The sequence below is a fragment of the Membranihabitans marinus genome (genome assembly GCF_019802045.1).
Classification (GTDB): Bacteria; Bacteroidota; Bacteroidia; order Chitinophagales; family Saprospiraceae; genus Membranihabitans; species Membranihabitans marinus_A.
This window is the reverse complement of sequence record NZ_JAHVHU010000008.1, coordinates 171,758-190,427: the sequence shown is the minus strand read 5'-3', so window position 1 is coordinate 190,427 and position 18,670 is coordinate 171,758. Positions and strand designations below refer to the sequence as shown.

Below are 18,670 nucleotides of genomic sequence, written 5' to 3'. Positions count from 1 at the left end.
ACCGGCAGAAAGTAAGCTCCCTGATATACCATCTAATTTTTGTGACTTTGCAACTTGACAAATCATGACAAGAACTATTAAGATGATGTGTTTTATCGACATAAATAATTGTATCTCAAGGATCCTTTATATTATTAAAAATACATGTTGGCATTAAATCTAATCTACTTAGTTTTAGCAATGGAGAAGATTGTTAGCACATCATTATCATAAGTCTCTACAGTTAATTTCTTGGCAGATGAATTTCCGTAATTATTTTTCCATGAATTAAAATCGCTAGGTGATGAAACTATCACAAAATTTTTTTCACCATCTAATGCCATAAGCTTACCATGCGGTAATTGGCCACTATTATAAGCTTCAATTGAAGTTATATAATTTTTGCTACTTTTGTCATAAATTACATATTCATATTTTTTATCCCACATGATTGTGAAGCCGATCGCCTTTCTTGATTCAATGATATTTCGTATTCCTACCACCTTTGATCCATCCCATGCCATTTCTAAAATTGTAGACATATCATTCTCACTAATATCTTTATAACTTAGGCTTAATTCACGAAAATCAAATTCATACGCCACATATATCATCGTATCATTTAAACCTAAGATTCTATAGCCAAATGGTTCGACAAATTTTATATCACCGAAATACCATCTTGATATAGGATGCTTCATAAAGAGGTCGTGATAATCCTTTGGTCTTCTGACAAAAAGTTTCTCGATGGAATTAAATGATGTAGAATCAGTAATGGCATAAAAGAAGACATTATCATCTCCATTGACCGGAGGTTCTGGCTTACTAATCAACCATTTACCATTATGTAAAGGCGCCATATTATAAATCGGCACATTGGATTGCATATGAAGCTGTGTCTTGTAATTTAATTTACTATCAAAGACTACCATCTTATTTAATATATCCCACAGATAAATGTCCTTCTTATCTTTTGACACAAAAAAATCCACTGGATGAAAGACTTCTCCAGGTCCTTTTCCAACCATTGTCTTATTGACATAAACTCCTTTCGTGGTAAAATTATATAACTTAAGATTTTCAGGTTTTTTGTCAAGTATATATATGTTAGAATCTGTCATATACATCTTGCGCATTTCGGCATACAATGCCTCTTCTGTGGATTCCAATGCTATATGACCCACTATATCAATAATTGAATCTGCATAACTATTTTCTCTGGACAAGTCTATCGGAATAGCTGTTGACCTTTTTTCATCGTCTACGCAACTGATTATAAAGCTTATTATTAGGATTATTATTATATATCTTATGCTTGAATATATATTTTACAAATAAAGAAAAGCAATATTATGAATCATCCTTCTCCTTAAAATATCAACATATTTAGGAAAAGCGCCAAATTACCCCCCTCCCTATTCCCTTCTTGATTAGTAAAAAACTGTACGTACCCGCGTCGTAGAACGTAAGCTTAAACGATAAGCGGTGTCCAATCTGCGTTAATTTGTGCGATCTGCGGGAGAGTGGGTAACTACCAGCACATAAAACTTGTCACACTAGGCCATTGGTGTGTTAATATCACACAATATATCTGTTCTGCTATGCGGGATCGGGAACAAGTGCTGTATCAATCTGTATGATCTGCGGGCGATTTTGATAGCAATACCGGTACCGCGGTACGCGATATGAACTTTGAATTTCGCACACTACATCCCACTTTCACTGAACCGGATCACCCCGCTATCTGCATCCATCTCTGCTTGCATTCCCACAGCCACCGTAGCTTGATTGGATATATGTCCGATCGAATAGCCTTTCACCACTGGAATATTCAGCGATCCAAAATGATCATAAAGTACTTCGGACACGGTCTGATCAGAGGACCCTTCCTCAGGACCACAACGGGTAAAATTACCAAATATGAGTCCGGCAGCGTTTTTTAAGTTAGCTGCCTGAATCATTTGGACCAGCATCCGATCGATCCGGTAGGACGCCTCCCCAATATCTTCAATATAAACAATCTTGCCGGAGAGATCCGGAAGGAAGTCCGTACCACAAAGCGCAGACAATAAACTGAGGTTACCTCCCAATATCGTACCGGCTGCAACCCCGGAATGGACCACTTCAAAGGACTCTTCGCCCGCTCCAGGTTCCACCACCGGTTCAATGCTATAGTTATAATCAGAGCCAAATAAAGCATTTTTAACGCTGGCTGTGGTATACTCCGTATAATCCGAAGCTGCCACAGGCCCATGGAATGACACCAATCCGGCCTGTGTATAGAAAGCCATATGCAATGCCGTAATATCCGAATACCCAACAAAGACTTTCGGATGCGACCGGATCAGATCGTAATCCAGCATTTCAAGGATCCTCGTCGTGCCGTACCCACCACGAACACACCATATGCCATCGATGTCTTTTCGCCGGAACATGGTATGAATGTCCTCCACCCGCTCTCCATCGGTTCCGGCAATAAATCCATTTTCCTTCCACAAGTACTTGCCCTCTACGACCTCAAGTCCTAAAGATTCCAAATTGGAAATAGCTTCCCGGGTTCTTATTTCACCGGCATAACTAGCTGGAGCAATCATTCCAATACGTGCACCCGGCCCAATTTTGGGGGGCAGAATGACCGATTTCTTTTGATCGACGGCGGTAGTGGGAATCCGGGGATGGCATCCAGTCAGCAAGGTAGCACCTGCTACGGAGGCTAATAATTGCTGTGAAAATCGTCTTCGGCTCGCGGAATGGTCGTTCTTCATAACTTGGATTGATAAGTTTCTTACTTACGCTAAATATCTAAAAAAAACAGGATTTTAAGACAACAGGGATATTGCATTATCTTTTTGATAAATAAGGGCCTCGAAAGAGCGCCCATCATAAATCTATATGGTTGGTGTTTCAAAAGCAACTGATCAATCGCAGACCTGTTTTATTTATAAAAATCAACCCTCGGCAAAAAAAAAGAAAGTGCTTCCTTTACTCCACATGCACCCGATGCCAGTATATTACTCTTTTTGTTGACCAGCATGAGCACCTTTCCGCAGTTCGTTCCGGATAGCTGAGTATTGCTTGCGTGCAGTCTTCATAGGGATACTGACACATTTACGTGCCATGTAATCCACCAGTTCCACCATAAGTTTCTTTGCTTCCGGGTCCAGCTGGTCAATCCGATCTCTATACACCTCGTTGACAGCTTTATCACGGACCGCATAGATCTCGGAAGGAATTTCGCGAAATGCTCGTTCAATAAACCGTCGATGTATTTTTTCGCGGAATGCATCGACCTCTCCATTGATTAATTTTTGCGCAGCTATAACCTCTTTGATCCGAAATGCTTTATTTTTTTCTGCGACCATTCTCAGAGATTCGACTTCAATCACCTTAAGCCCATAGGCTGTAACAATGGCTGGGTGAACATCTCGGGGGATGGCCAGATCCAGGATGCCCCGAGTATTAGTCAATCCGGATGTTGCTCTGGATTGGTCGATTAGTTCCGGCGTCAATACGTAATCATCATGACCAGTACAGGAGATAATGTAGGGGACATTAAGGTTTTGCTCTGCCAATTGATCGAGAAAATAAAGCTCTGCTGAAGGTAATATCTCCTTAATCAATTCAAGATTTTTCTTGGATCGATTAAAGACCCGTATTTTTTCCATGCCCCACTCCCGAAGGAAAAGAGCTACTTTCCGAATCGTTTCTCCTGCTCCGATTAAAATCACTTCATCCTTGGGATGAATCCCTAACCGACGGAGCTTTTTCATGGCTAGTGATACCACACTCACGGTCTTTTCACTGATTCGGGTTTTATGGTGTACTGTTTTGGCAGCGTGCAGTGCACTTTGAAACAGTATCCGGATTTGATCACCGGACAATCCGATCGCTCTGCTCTGTTCATAGGCTTCCCGAACCTGTCGTAAGATTTCTTGTTCTCCGATCACCATTGATTTTAAGGAAGCTCCGACTTCAAAAAAATGACGTATCGCATCTTCTCCCGAGTAGGTGTTTAATCGAAGTTGATCAGTATTTCGATCCGAATTTTTCTGAATATACTGAACAAGGCCTTCATGTAATTCTGATACCGGTGTGCTGCTATAGAATAGATACAGGACCCGATTGCACGTTTGCAAATAGAAAAGCTCTTCTACAGCCAATGCTTCTTTCAATGCATTCAACTGCTGACTTTCGGACACCTCTTCTTCGGAGGGGATCAGATAGTCCTTCAACTCTTCCAACCGTGCGTCACTGAAGGTAAGTGTTAGTATTTTGTAGTTATCAATCATAGTGTTTTCTCTTTAACTCCGATCTTTACTCAAGTTCAAAGCTAAAAATATCAATGCAAAATCTTACGACCACAAATATAGGGTTTCAAATTTTGAAATTGCACCAGGCCAATTGGAGAAATTTTATTTTGAATCATTTTAATTAATCTTAAAAGGGTTAATCCCGGTATTAGTTTATAATTTAGCCCAAAATTTCAGAAAACATGTACAGATCACATCATTGTGGACAATTACGCAGTAAAAATATTGGAGAAAGAGTCGTGCTCAGCGGATGGATGGCGACTAAAAGAGATTTTGGTGGAATGACGTTTATCGATCTCCGAGATCGATATGGAATCACGCAGCTTATATTCAACATGGAAACAGACGAAGCCCTGTGTTTGGCAGCCCGTCAGCTTCACCGAGAAGATGTCATACAGATCCATGGGGACGTCCGTGAACGCAGCAATAAAAATCCGGATATTCCGACGGGGGATGTAGAAGTGGTCGTTTCTGAAATCAATGTTCTCAGCCGCTCCAAACTTCCTCCTTTTACCATAGAAAATGACACAGATGGCGGCGATGAGCTTCGGATGAAATATCGCTACCTCGATCTTCGACGTCCGGTGTTGCAGGAGCAAATCCAATTTCGAAGCAAGCTCACTTTGGCGATTCGAAAATACATGGACCAGCAGCAGTTTCTTGAGATAGAAACACCCGTGTTGATCAAAAGCACTCCGGAAGGAGCTCGTGACTTTGTGGTTCCATCCCGGTTAAATCCCGGTCAGTTTTATGCACTGCCCCAGTCCCCTCAGACCTTTAAGCAACTATTTATGGTGGCTGGAATGGATCGGTATTTTCAAATCGTCAAATGCTTTAGAGATGAGGACTTGAGAGCAGACCGACAGCCGGAGTTCACGCAGGTGGACTGTGAGATGGCGTTCGTTCACCAAGAGGACGTGCTTCAGACTTTTGAAGGACTCACTCGATTTGTGTTCCGGGAAATGCTCTCCGCTGAACTACCTGAATTCCAAAGAATCACCTACGATGATGCGATTCGACTTTATGGCTCAGACAAACCGGATACCCGTTTCGACATGCAAATCATTGATTTCACAGATCCCGTAAAAGGCCATGGCTTCAAAGTATTTGATCAGGCTGAATTTATAGGGGGACTACTCCTGGAAGGGAAGGCTGATGAATATTCCAATAAGAATATGAAAGAAATCACCACCTGGGTACAGCGTCCACAGGTGGGAGCCAAAGGCTTGGTCTATGCACAGTGGAAGAATGACGACACCATCAAATCCTCCGTGGGCAAATTCTATCCGGATGATGTGATCAAATCCTGGTTTGAAGCAGCTGGTGGCCAGAAAGGTGATATTCTGTTTTTGATGAGTGGTGAAGACGCTCTGACCAGGACCCAAATAGGAACACTCCGTCTTGAATTGGGACGACGGCATGAATTAATCTCACCCACGGCCTTTAAACCCCTCTGGGTGGTCGATTTTCCTTTGCTGGAATGGGATGAAGAAACGCAGCGATTCTATGCCATGCATCACCCTTTTACCGCACCAAAAACGGAGGATATCGAAAAGATGAACTCCGATGATCGAAAAGTACTGGAGTCTATCCGGGCAGATGCCTATGATCTGGTCATCAACGGAGCAGAAATCGGCGGTGGCTCTATACGGATATACGATCGCGCATTGCAGGAAAAGAATTTTGCATTGCTTCAGTTTACACCGGAAGAAGCGGAGTCTCAGTTTGGATTTCTGATGAGTGCATTTGAGTACGGCGCCCCACCCCACGGTGGTATCGCCTTCGGGTTGGACCGACTTTGTGCGGTCATGAAAGGCAAAACCTCCATCCGGGATTTTATCGCCTTTCCTAAAAACAATATGGGACGCGACATCATGATTGATGCACCGGCTAAGATCGATGAGGAACAGTTGAAGGATTTATCTCTTAGAGTGGTAAAAAAGAGCTGAAGCTTTTTTTTATTGTTTATAAGGTTGATGAAGGTTGATAAAGTATATGCTGGAATAAAAATCTACGCAAATATTCCCTACTGTCAAGCGTGCATTGTCGCCGGTCGGCGGTCCACAATCTGTGATAATTTTTTGGAAGCACCATCTGACCTTTCTCCTTTCACTTAAAACCTTTCACCTTCCAATCCCATATTGAACAGCGCAAAATCATACTTCACCGGATCCGCCGGATCCAGCGTCCGGAGGTAATTGGTCAATTCCACAACGGATGTCCAATCATTTTTGTCCCGTGAAAGAATGCACAAATGACGGGCGACCCGGGTCACATGAACATCCAACGGAATGTAGAGCTGGGCAGGCTTAATATTCTTCCACAAACCAAAGTCGACGCCGCGATCCGATGAACGTACCATCCAGCGCAGATACATATTAAGCCGCTTTGTAGCTGATTTCCGGGCGGGAGACGGGATGTGTTTTTTGGTGCGTTGAAGAGCGTACTCTGAATCAAAAAACCGGTTTCGGAATTCGATCAGTCCGCTTTCCAGATCATTGAATCCACCCTCTTTATCCCGGAAAGCTTCTTCCAGAGTACTGTGCTTCTGATAATATTCATGCAGAAAATGGACAAAATATAAGGTATCCGCGGGCTGAAAGGTTCGGTGCTTGAAATGCTCCAATCGCTGTAGGTCTTGATCGGTATGATTTAAAATAAAATCATGGGGTGAATTATCCATTAGTTGAAGCAATTCCAAACTTTTGGATATGATGGTCTTTCGCAGTCCCCAGGCAAAAACCGCTGCAAATAATCCCGCAATTTCGATATCTGCTTGTGCTGAAAACCGATGAGGTATCGAAATGGGATCCGCAACGATAAAAGACTCATTCTCATAGTGCTGAGCCTTTTGATCCAATAGTAATTTAATATTATTTCTGATGGAATCGCTGCCTTAAAGGGTTTGTCGGACTTCGATCACTTCGTATGCTTCAATGTTATCACCAACCTTGAGGTCATTGTAGTTCTTGATGGTAACACCACATTCCACACCGCTCTTGACTTCCCGTACATCATCCTTAAATCGTTTCAAGGAATCTATTTCCGCCACCTGACCTTCCTTTGAAGGATAGATCACAATGCCATCACGGATCACCCGCACAAAATTGTTCCGGTTAATAGTGCCTTCCTGCACGATACAACCTGCCACGGTTCCTACTTTAGACACTTTGAAGGTATGGCGTACTTCCAACTGGCCGGTCACTTTTTCTTCTTTGGTCGGTTCAAGCATGCCCTCCATGGCCATTTTCACTTCTTCAATGGCATTGTAAATGATGGAATAGGTATTGATCTCTACACCTTCTACTTCAGCCAATTTACGAGCACCCAGTGATGGTCGAACCTGGAACCCGATAATAATCGCATCGGAGGCCGTGGCAAGCAATACATCCGACTCAATAATCTGACCGACTCCTTTGTGAATAACATTCACCTGAATGGATTCAACACTTAGTTTGATCAGACTATCGGACAAGGCTTCTACCGACCCATCGACATCACCTTTCACGATCAGGTTCAACTCTTTAAAGTTCCCCAACGCTAATCGTCGACCGATCTCATCAAGACTGATTCGTTTCGCCGCACGATTCGTTTGCTCTCGTATGATCTGGGCTCGCTTGTTAGCGATCTGTTTGGTTTCTTGCTCCGATTCGAGGACTTTCATGGTTTCCCCCGCCTGCGGTGCACCCCCTAGTCCCAATACCAACACAGGTTGGGATGGACCTGCTGTATCAATTCGCTTGCCAAATTCATTGAACATGGCTTTCACCTTGCCGCTGTATTCACCAGCCACCATCGGATCGCCGATTTCCAGTGTTCCATTCTGTACCAAAATCTTGGAAACATAACCCCGTCCTTTGTCCAGGGAAGCTTCCACGACGGTTCCATATGCCGGACGATTCGGGTTTGCTTTTAATTCGAGTAATTCTGACTCCAGGAGTATTTTTTCCAACAACAGATCAATATTGGTTCCGTTGATCGCTGCAATTTCCTGAGACTGGTACTTCCCACCCCAATCTTCCACCAATAAATTCATATTGGCTAATTCCTGCTTTATTTTTTCAGGATCTGCTCCGGGTTTATCAATCTTGTTGATCGCAAATACGATGGGAACACCCGCTGCCTGTGAGTGTGAAATGGCTTCTTTGGTCTGTGGCATGATGCTGTCATCTGCAGCTATAATCACTACAGCAACATCGGTGACTTTTGCCCCTCTGGCCCGCATAGCGGTAAAAGCTTCGTGCCCCGGGGTATCCAGGAACGTAATTTTTTTATCATCTTCACCAACGATTACTTCATAAGCGCCAATGTGCTGTGTAATTCCACCAGCCTCGCCTTCGGCAACCTTTTCCTTTCGGATATAATCGAGCAGTGAGGTCTTACCATGATCCACGTGACCCATCACGGTCACAATCGGAGATCGTGGTTCGAGATCTTCCGGATCATCTTCGTATTCATCCTCCACATCGATATTCTCTTCTGCATCCACAAATTCCACTTCATGTCCAAATTCTTCAGCAACCAATTCGATGATCTCGGCATCCAGTCTCTGGTTGATGGAAACGATGACACCAATATTCATACAGACCGTGATCACATCCGTAGCTGACACGTCCATCATATTAGCCAGTTCCTGTACCGAAATAAACTCGGTCACTTCCAAACTGGTTTGTTCCTGCTCCTGCTGTTGCTTCAGCTCTTCTTTTTCGCGTATCGTTTCTCGTTTATCACGCCGTGTTTTTTGACGCTTGCTTTTGCCCCCTTTATTGAGACGAGCCATGGTGGCTTTGATTTGCTCTTCAATCTCTTTTTGGGTGACCTCTTTAATATCTTCCTTGCCTTTGCCGCCTTTTTGACCTGATCGGGCACCTCTTCCACGGGCACCTTTGGATTTGACGACCTTACGACGACGACGCTTCCGTTTCCGGGAACTTTCTTCCGGGGTCTCTTTCTTCTCCGTCTTTTTCTTTTTCTTCTTGGTCTCCAGTTTGTCCGCGGATATTTTTCCAAGAATCTTCAACCCTTTCAAGCGGGGTGCATCGGCTTTAATCAACGGGGCTTTATCTTTTTCCTCCGGGGTTTCCTTTTCTTTTGGAGTTTCTTCTTTTACTTCCTCTTTTGCTTCTGCGGCCGGTTCTTCCTGCTTCGCTGGTTCCTGCTCGGCAGGCTCATCCACCGGTTCTGGTTTTTTGGGTATCTTAGTTTCCTTGGCTACCTCTTTCTCAGGAATCGCATCTTTTTCTTTTTCCGGCTCTTTTTCTGGCGTCGTATCAACGCGTTCTTTCTCTTTGAGAGCCTTTTCCTCAACCTTTTTCTCCGGTTTAGGCTCCGATTTCCGTTTAGGCTTTTTATCAAGATTAATTTTACCTACCACTTTTAGTCCACCCGGTGCAGCTTTTTCAGCTACTTTTTCATCTGCTTCTTTTTTCTCTTCCGTAGGTTCATCTTTTTTAGGAGTCTCCTTTTTCACCTCAGGAGCTTTGGTTTTTTCATCTTTAAAGAGCGATGGCTTTTCTTCCTCTTCCTTCTTTACAGTTTGGCGGGTGGTCCCAATGACCAATTGATCGGCTTGTTCCTTGACCGTCATGGAACCTCTGAATTCCTGAACCAAAAGATCATACATTTCATCTGAAACCTTGGCTGTAGGTTTATTGTCAACTTCATAGCCACTATTGGCCAGAAAATCCACAATAGAGCCGGTTCCGACGTTAAGCTCTTTAGCAATTTTTACTAATCTTTTTGACATTCAGTTTCTAATATTTTCTGCAAAGTTACAAAAGTGAGGACTTTTTATATCATTCCTCTTCAAATACCTCCTCAAATTCTTCATCAAACTCCGCTTTCAGTATGCGAAGTAGTTCATCTACGGTCTCCTGTTCCAAATCGGTACGGCGCACCAGTTCGGCGGCATTTAATCGCAATACACTCCGGGCAGTGTCGCATCCGATCGATTTCAGTTCATCGATGACCCAGCCATCAATTTCATCGGTAAACTCATCCAGATCGACGTCATCTTCAATTTCAAATTCTTCCACATCTCTGTACACATCCAATTCCAGATTGGTTAACCGGGATGCTAGTTTAATATTGTGCCCACCCCGACCGATGGCCAATGAGACCTGATCCGGTGCCAGGAAAACGGAAGCACGACGTGCTTCTAAATCCAAATCAATGTTGGAAATCTTAGCTGGTGTCAAGGACCGCTGAATGAACAAGTTAATATTGTTGGTAAAGTTAACAATATCGATGTTCTCATTGCGCAATTCCCGCACAATTCCGTGAATCCGAACCCCTTTCATTCCCACGCAAGCTCCGACCGGATCGATCCGATCATCATAGGATTCTACGGCGACTTTTGCCCGCTCTCCGGGTATACGTTCAATTTGTTTGATATTAATGATCCCGTCTTCAATCTCTGGAACTTCCTGCTCCATAAGACGTGCCAGAAACATGTTATCTGTACGTGAAACGATAACAACCGGATTATTGTTCCGGACATCGACTTTCTTAATCACAGATTTCACCATATCACCCTTGCGGAAAAAATCACCTTTGATCATTTCACTTTTGGGCAATACCAATTCATATCCTGTAATATCATCAAATATAAGAATTTCTCGCTTTAGTATTTGGTTCACCTCACCGGTAATCAAATCACCAACTCGTTCGTTGTATTGCTTAAATATATTGTCTTTCTCCAACTCCATGATCCTGGAGATCAAAGTTTGCCGCGCTGCCATAATTGCTCTTCGGCCAAAATCCTCCAAATGGATTTGTTCATAACACTCCTCGCCGATTTCATAATCATCATCAAAATCTTGTGCTTCCGTGATGGAAATCTCTTTGAGCGTATCCGTCACCTCCCCGTCCGGCACAATGTCTCGGACACGAAAAAACTGTAGATCACCCCGGTCTGCATTGACAATAATGTCAAAGTTTTCATCCGAGCCATATTTCTTCTTGATCAATGTCCTGAATACATCTTCCAGGATCCGTACCATTTTAACCCTGTCTATGTTCTTCCCTTGCGTAAACTCAGAGAACGATTCGACTAAATTGACCATGTTTTTAAAATTTAATTTGTACTAATGCGGTTGATATTTCTTCAAATGGGATTTCCAAAATCGCTCCCGTTTTCTTTTTTCCTCTTATTTGTTCAATACGGATAGTGTCTTCCAATACTTCAATTAATTCTCCTTTTGCCCGCGATCCATCGGTTTTCTGTATCTTAAGATCACGACCTATATTATTCTGGTATTGCCGTCTAAGCTTGAGTGGCCTGCCCACACCAGGTGACGACACATCAAGTTCATACTTTTCTCCGAGCATCAATGATTCATCAAGGTAAGCTTCCACATGCCGACTAAACGCCTGGCATTTTTTCAGCGACATGCCTGAGTCACTTCCAATATAAAGGGTGAGATGATTTTTGACTTTATTGTATTCGATGTCTACCAGGTAGCAATCATTATAATCATCTTCAGCCTGTTTTTGTTCAATTACTTGTTTAATTTTGGCCTCATCCATAACTTCAATCATTAAAAAAAGGGAACGCTTTTGGTTCCCTTTCACTTATTGTTTTGCAAAAGTACTGAAAAGCAATGGAAAACCCAAAATTATTATCATGGCAATCAATGAACGAATAAGAAAGGCCGCCCATTATCTGAAATCCCAGGTACAAGAGTTGCCTCGACACACTATCGTACTGGGAACAGGACTTAAAGATATTACAAATCAATTTTCTATTAAATACCAGACCAAACTTTCCAAAATCCCTCATTTTCCCAGAATGACCGTTCACCATATGGATGCTACCCTTTATCTGGCCACAAATCAGGGGATCCTCTTTTGGATTCTTGGAGGTCGATTGCATTACTATGAAGGTTACACCATGGCGGAGGTCACCTTTCCGATCAGAGTCCTTGCCGAGACCGGCACCCAATCCTTCTTCTTCACCAATGCAGCCGGAAATGTCAACCCATCTTTTGCAGCTGGAAATCTGGTCTTAATCCGTGATCACATCAACTGGTCCTTCCCAAGTCCGCTTATCGGTCCAAATAATGAAAAATGGGGACCTCGTTATCCATTCATGAGCGAAGTATACGATCCGAAATTCATAAATATGCTTTTAGAATTTTCCGAAAAATCAGGCTTACAACTCGACACGGGTGTATATTTGGGAGTAACCGGTCCTCAGCTGGAAACACCTGCCGAATACCGATTATTTCGTCAATTGGGGGCCGACATGGTCGGCATGTCTACTATACCTGAGGTGATCATTGCTGCTCATATGAACCGACAAATCACTGCTCTATCTGTTCTGTCCAACGATGCAGTGGATACGCCTACGGAGGATTCCACGGATATCACAGCAATACTGAATCACATCAAGAGCAGAATAGATGATGTAGCGGAATTGATCAAATACTGGCTAAAAATGGACGGTTAGAAATCACATTTCCGCATCTTCTGAATCGTAGCAATAGCGTGATCGTGCACTGGGTACAAGCGCGATACCTCAATTTTAAATTGACAATAGGCTAAAAATAGTACAAAGTTCGGAACCTCGATTTTTATACTTTGCGCAATCGTTCACAAAATAAATTCAGAATTATGTGTGGTATCGTCTGTGCTTTTGAACTCAAAGAATCCGTGGGGGAATTGCGTCCCCAAATATTGGAAATGGCCAAGTGTATTCGTCACCGGGGACCGGACTGGAGTGGCATCTATAATTCTGATCATGCCATCATGGCTCATGAACGGTTGGCTATCGTAGATCCCACCTCCGGAAAACAGCCCTTATTCTCTAAGGATAAATCCCTCATCCTGGCCGCAAACGGCGAGATTTACAATCACAATGAGCTACGCAAACAATTTCCGGATTATCATTTTCAGACCAAAAGCGATTGTGAAGTGATCCTGGCACTTTACCAGGAAAGAGGCCCTGATTTTTTGGATGAAATGAATGGAATTTTTGGATTTGCGATCTATGACCTTGAGAAAGATGAATATTTTATTGCCCGCGATCACATGGGTATTATACCGCTTTACATCGGGTGGGACGAAAAAGGCACTTTTTATGTAGCGAGTGAACTTAAAGCCCTCGAAGGGGTCTGTGTAAAAATCGAACTTTTCCCCCCGGGTCACTACCTTCACAGCCGGGATGGCCAAATTACGCGTTGGTATTCCCGCGACTGGATGGATTATCACAACGTTCAGGATAACTCGTCCGACATTATGGAATTAAGAGCCGCACTGGAAAAGGCGGTTCACCGGCAACTGATGAGCGATGTGCCTTATGGGGTATTGTTGTCCGGCGGACTTGATTCTTCCATTACTTCTGCTATTGCAAAAAAATATTCGCAAAAACGGATTGAAAGCGGAGATAAAGATGCCGCCTGGTGGCCCCGTTTGCATTCTTTTGCCATAGGTCTGGAAGGGTCACCCGATCTGGCAGCTGCCCGTCTGGTGGCAGAGCATCTCGATACAGTACATCATGAGATCGTTTATACCATTCAGGAAGGTCTGGATGCCATCCGGGATGTCATCTATCATCTGGAAACCTACGACATCACCACCATTCGCGCAAGCACCCCCATGTATCTCCTGGCGCGATCGATCAAATCCATGGGAATCAAAATGGTGCTCAGCGGCGAAGGAAGCGATGAGATCTTTGGAGGATACTTGTACTTTCACAAAGCACCCTCGGCCAGGGAGTTCCATGAAGAAACCGTCCGTAAGCTGGATAAACTATACATGTACGACTGTTTAAGAGCAAACAAATCTCTGGCCGCCTGGGGGATCGAAGGGCGGGTACCCTTTCTTGACAAAGAATTCATGGATGTGGCCATGCGACTCAATCCGGAAGATAAATTGATCCGGAACGGTAAAATGGAGAAGCACATTCTTCGGCAAGCTTTCGAAGATTACCTGCCAGAAAGCGTGGCATGGCGTCAAAAAGAACAATTTTCAGATGGTGTGGGTTACAGCTGGATCGATACACTTAAGGAAATGGTGGATGCCCGGGTCAGCGATGAGCAGATGCAGCACGCCCACCTTAGGTTTCCCATACAGACGCCTACCAGCAAAGAAGAATACCACTACCGCTCCATTTTCCATGAACACTTTCCCAGTGATGCAGCTGCCCGCACCGTACCATCCGTGCCCAGCGTGGCCTGCAGTTCAGAAGTGGCGCTGGAATGGGACCAGGCTTTCAAGAACATGAACGATCCGAGTGGACGGGCAGTCCGGAATGTACACATGGAGGCGTATTGATCTCAACTTTTTAATTACATAAATAGTTTATTTCAAATAGAAAACCGTTATGAAGAAGGATATGTCACATCTCGTTGGTTAATGTAGCAAAAGCATATTGCTTTTGTAATCTATCCTGCGTCCGCGTCTGGGCACCTGCTTAACGTATATTAGTAAAAAACCCCGTAGAGATAGAAGGTTATAGCCAGGGTTGTCAGACCCTGGAAAGGCTATATGAGTGCGATAAGTCCGTCTTTGCGGACGACAGAATGACAAACTTTTACACCACCCCATCCGCCAAATATGCCGCCTGTCAGGGTCTTTTTAATATAATAAAGTATCATACCAGAGTCTCACGAACAGTATGTGATTAACATATCAACACCGCATAATCAGGTACCTTTGGGAAGAAGGAGCTTACCGCTTTTCAGCGGCACAAGTTCTGCTCCTTGGAAAACGTTTTCATCCATAAGCTGGAGTTCTTGCATCCCGGAACGCAAAAAACCCACACGGAGCTGGAAGATCCGGCTACCTTACAACAGGATCTTATTCAACACACTGATTGTTTACTACATTGAATTAGTAGAATTGGAGGAGGAAGAACTAAATTTATTATCGAACAAATAGCAACCATTCAATCAACAATCTACCATCAACAATCTACCATCAATCATTTTTCCATCCTCCCTTTTTTCCTTGTACCAGCAAAATGGTAACATACACCACATAGCCTACCTGAAACAAGCTTGCTTTCAATACATCCTGCCAGCACACCGGACGATTACCCCAGCGCATACCCGTGTAGATGATCAGATAATCCACAATGAATTTGATCAACAAACCATAGAATAGGTAGGAATAGAAAATGGGCTTCCATACCCCGGCGATCAATAAAAAAACAAACGATAAATTCACGATTCCGAAACCAACCAAATAAAGCTTCGTCGGCCAATGCGAATAGCCGGACGATTTACCAGCCCAACGCATGCGCTGCCGGATAAATGCTGTATATGAAACAACAGGACTGGTATATACCATGGCTGCCTGCTCCAGAACAAACCGGACTTCTCCCCCACTGAGATACACCTGGTGAGCAAAAAAAACATCATCGCCGGAAGGCACATTCTGATTATCCGCATACGGATCCAGCTCATAGAATAGAGATCGGAAGTAGGCCATATTGGCGCCACTCGCAGAAAGGACCACTCCGGAATTTATTCCGCCGCAGGTCAACACATTTAAGGCGGCCTGCTCCATTTCCTGGTATTTCTGTAAAAAACCGGATTTATCCGGTACCATCCACACCGGTCCGGTGGCCAGTACATGATGATCTTCACCGACAGCCCGGATCATGGAATTTACCCAGTCCTCCCCCGCTTCACAATCTGCATCCATCGTCAATACGACTTGCCCCGTCGCGACTTTTACCCCATATTCTATCGCTGCTTTTTTACCCAAAAAGCCTTCCTTCTGATCGATGACTTGAACGCCAGAATAGGATCGGGCAATGGTTGCGGTTTGATCAGTCGAATGATCATTGATCATGATAATCTGTAGATGAGTGGATATGTAATTCTGACGTTTTAAAGAATCCAGGCAACGTCCTATACTTTGTTCTTCGTTCTGAGCAGGGACCAAAACAGTGACAGTGGGAACATCCCCTGCACCCTGTTCATTATTGCTGGTATTGACTTCCGGTGAATAATCTTTTAATTCACCCGACGACCACCACAAATAAATCTGGACTCCAAAAAATAAAAAAAGGAGGATAAAATAAAACACCGGGACCATCATGATGCCTTCCGCCTGCTGCGATGAGATAGAAACTCAGAGCAATGATACAATGTGGCTTGCTTTGTCATGATTTTAGTTTCGTCGTTCCAGCAAGTCAATACGTCGTTTGTGAGTTTGCTCCTCATCGACTACTTCATAGTCAATGTATTCACTCCCATCGGAGGTAACTTCATCGACATAATTTCGGCGCTTTCGCCATTGTGACCAGGCTCGTACAAAAAGAAGCGTACAGGTCACCGGAAATCCGATGACGGCTAAAAACGTCAGCATCAATCCCCAGATTGGTTTTACTCGAATCAATCCCCACAAGTATTTTACAAAATTTTTTATGGTCGCAAAATTAAGCACTGCTGCTGCCACCAAAAGTGCAGGAGCCAGAAACCCCAATGCATAAAGTATCCACTTGGTGATATAAAACCCGACGTACAGAAAAGCAAACAGGACAAAAAACCCGATAAGGATCTGCAGTAGACTAGGTCTTCTTATATTATTATTGTTGAATATGATCATTCTGCCAGATGTTGTACATGATTTAAACTGGATATATATCCAAAATGTTTGAAAATAACACAGAATTTGAAAAAATCCATTTTAAACTGCGAAGGCCTTATTCGATTTCCTCAAATTGCAACTCATACAGCCTTCTAAAATGCCCCCCTTCTTTTTCCAGCAACTCATCCATGGTCCCCTGTTCGATAATACGTCCATGGTCGAGTACGATTATTTTATCGGCATGTTTGATCGTGCTCAGACGGTGGGCAATAATAATGGAGGTCCGTTCAGCAATCAATTGTTCAATGGCATATTGGATCAGGTTTTCGGTCTCCAGGTCAATATTGGATGTCGCCTCATCAAGAATTAGAATATCCGGATCAAAAATCAACAGCCGGGCAAAAGAAATCAATTGCCGCTGCCCGGAGGAAAGATTCGATCCGCGTTCCGAAACCACAAAATCATAATCGCCAGGCAAGTCCATGATAATATCGTGGGCTCCAATCATTTTTGAAAAATAGATCACCCGGTCTTTATCAATGGTTTCATCCATCATCCGGATATTGTCGAGAATAGTTCCGGTAAACAGGAACACGTCCTGGAGTACGATTCCAATCCTTCGGCGAAGTGAATCCAGTTTATATTGTTTTGTATTGACTTCATCAATCAGAATCTCACCGTGGCGGATTTCATAAAATCGCGTCAGGATATTTATTAAAGTGGTTTTCCCCGATCCCGTACTTCCTACGACCGCCAATGCGTCTCCCGGATCAACCCGAAAATTAATGTCTTTCAGTACATCATTCTCCCCATCGTAGCTGAAGTCCACATTACGAAATTCAATTTCACCTTCCAATTTTTCGATCTCAATATCACCAATATCTTCGATCTGATCCCGACGATCCAGTAAATTGAAAATTCGTTCACCGGCGACAATTCCCATCTGCAGCGTATTGAACTTATCCGCTAGCATACGCATCGGGCGAAAAAGCATATTGAGAAAAATAGGAAAGATTACCAGACTACCAAAAGTCACATCTCCTCCAATGATGCCCCGGGCTCCCCACCATACCAGCAAGGCCAAAGCCAAGGCTGATATGATCTCTACGACCGGAAAAAATATAGCATAATACAGGATCGAATCCAGATTGGCCTGTGTGTAATTCCGGTTTATGGTTCTAAATTTCTGCTTTTCTTTCTCCTCAGCATTAAAGATCTGAACAATATACATCCCACTCAATCGCTCCTGGAGAAAAGCATTCATATTCGCAATCTGCGCCCGGACTTTTTGATAAGCAAACTTGACTTTTTCTTTAAATATATACGTCGCAAAAAGGATCAGTGGCATCGTAATAAGTACGATAACCGTCAGTCGAACGCTGACCACCATCATCGTAATCAACACGGCCACAATCCGAAGTACATCAGCAATCATGATCAGTACACCTTGAGTGAACACCTGATTGATGGATTCAATATCATTGATCGTCCGGGTGGTAGAGGTTCCGACCGGCGTCCGGTCAAAGTAGGTTGGATTCAGTGAAAGTACATGTCGAAATACACGGGTTCGTAAATCCCGAATGACATTCTGTCCCAAGAGATTGGACAAATAAATAAAAAAGTATCGGAGGACAACTTCAGCCAATAACACCGCGATCATAACCAAGGTAATGGTCAGTAATCCTTGAAAATCAAACTGGAGGATATAATCATCAACGGCTTTATTGATCAACAACGGCCGAACAATACTGACTGGAGCGAGTACTACCGCCAATACCGCCGAAGTGACAAATAAGGTCTTATAGTTCCCTCCGAGGGAGAGTATCCTCATGAGAATCGAC

General features: G+C 43.5%; 13 protein-coding genes. 3 read left to right on the top strand and 10 right to left on the bottom strand.

What is annotated here, in order from left to right; all coding sequences use genetic code 11:
• Positions 1–164: 164 nt before the first annotated feature.
• The 3 genes from KUV50_RS09570 to hemA all read right to left on the bottom strand — a co-directional run bounded on the left by KUV50_RS09570 (position 165) and on the right by hemA (position 4,268).
• A complete protein-coding gene (locus KUV50_RS09570; protein WP_222579914.1) occupies positions 165–1,205 on the bottom strand; it encodes a 6-bladed beta-propeller in 1,041 nt (346 codons plus the stop codon).
• A 480-nt stretch (positions 1,206–1,685) separates the two neighbouring features.
• The gene (locus KUV50_RS09565; protein ID WP_222579913.1) at positions 1,686–2,744 is read right to left on the bottom strand and encodes an LD-carboxypeptidase; all 1,059 of its coding nucleotides are present in this window, start codon (positions 2,742–2,744) and stop codon (positions 1,686–1,688) included.
• A 246-nt stretch (positions 2,745–2,990) separates the two neighbouring features.
• Positions 2,991–4,268 (bottom strand): glutamyl-tRNA reductase, encoded by a 1,278-nt coding sequence (hemA, locus tag KUV50_RS09560; protein WP_222579912.1) that lies wholly within the window; start codon positions 4,266–4,268, stop codon positions 2,991–2,993.
• Positions 4,269–4,471: 203 nt separating this feature from the next.
• Between hemA and aspS the strand changes: the two genes are divergently transcribed.
• Positions 4,472–6,238 (top strand): aspartate--tRNA ligase, encoded by a 1,767-nt coding sequence (aspS, locus tag KUV50_RS09555; RefSeq protein ID WP_222579911.1) that lies wholly within the window; start codon positions 4,472–4,474, stop codon positions 6,236–6,238.
• A 164-nt stretch (positions 6,239–6,402) separates the two neighbouring features.
• On the opposite strand, the gene KUV50_RS09550 is transcribed toward aspS, so the two are convergent.
• The 4 genes from KUV50_RS09550 to rimP are packed head-to-tail and all read right to left on the bottom strand — an operon-like array spanning position 6,403 to position 11,861.
• A complete protein-coding gene (locus KUV50_RS09550; RefSeq protein ID WP_261395077.1) occupies positions 6,403–7,149 on the bottom strand; it encodes a TIGR02757 family protein in 747 nt (248 codons plus the stop codon).
• Between the two features lie 36 nt (positions 7,150–7,185).
• The gene (gene infB / locus KUV50_RS09545) at positions 7,186–10,035 is read right to left on the bottom strand and encodes a translation initiation factor IF-2 (RefSeq protein ID WP_222579910.1); all 2,850 of its coding nucleotides are present in this window, start codon (positions 10,033–10,035) and stop codon (positions 7,186–7,188) included.
• Between the two features lie 49 nt (positions 10,036–10,084).
• A complete protein-coding gene (gene nusA / locus KUV50_RS09540) occupies positions 10,085–11,353 on the bottom strand; it encodes a transcription termination factor NusA (protein WP_222579909.1) in 1,269 nt (422 codons plus the stop codon).
• A 4-nt stretch (positions 11,354–11,357) separates the two neighbouring features.
• Positions 11,358–11,861 carry a ribosome maturation factor RimP gene (gene rimP, locus KUV50_RS09535; protein ID WP_222579908.1) on the bottom strand — a complete coding sequence of 168 codons (504 nt, stop codon included), beginning with the start codon at positions 11,859–11,861 and terminating at the stop codon, positions 11,358–11,360.
• A 52-nt stretch (positions 11,862–11,913) separates the two neighbouring features.
• On the opposite strand from rimP, the gene KUV50_RS09530 reads away from it, so the two are divergent.
• Both KUV50_RS09530 and asnB read left to right on the top strand, forming a co-directional pair.
• Complete coding sequence (locus KUV50_RS09530; RefSeq protein ID WP_222579907.1) at positions 11,914–12,738, top strand: purine-nucleoside phosphorylase; 825 nt, start codon at positions 11,914–11,916, stop codon at positions 12,736–12,738.
• A gap of 164 nt (positions 12,739–12,902) precedes the next feature.
• On the top strand, positions 12,903–14,564 hold the full coding sequence (gene asnB / locus KUV50_RS09525) for an asparagine synthase B (protein ID WP_222579906.1): 1,662 nt from the start codon (positions 12,903–12,905) through the stop codon (positions 14,562–14,564).
• 645 nt (positions 14,565–15,209) lie between these two features.
• On the opposite strand, the gene KUV50_RS09520 is transcribed toward asnB, so the two are convergent.
• From KUV50_RS09520 to KUV50_RS09510, 3 genes are all read right to left on the bottom strand, one after another.
• Positions 15,210–16,337 carry a glycosyltransferase gene (locus tag KUV50_RS09520; protein ID WP_222579905.1) on the bottom strand — a complete coding sequence of 376 codons (1,128 nt, stop codon included), beginning with the start codon at positions 16,335–16,337 and terminating at the stop codon, positions 15,210–15,212.
• A gap of 72 nt (positions 16,338–16,409) precedes the next feature.
• A complete protein-coding gene (locus KUV50_RS09515; RefSeq protein ID WP_222579904.1) occupies positions 16,410–16,847 on the bottom strand; it encodes a hypothetical protein in 438 nt (145 codons plus the stop codon).
• Between the two features lie 97 nt (positions 16,848–16,944).
• Positions 16,945–18,660 carry an ABC transporter ATP-binding protein gene (locus KUV50_RS09510; protein ID WP_261395076.1) on the bottom strand — a complete coding sequence of 572 codons (1,716 nt, stop codon included), beginning with the start codon at positions 18,658–18,660 and terminating at the stop codon, positions 16,945–16,947.
• Positions 18,661–18,670 lie beyond the last annotated feature (10 nt).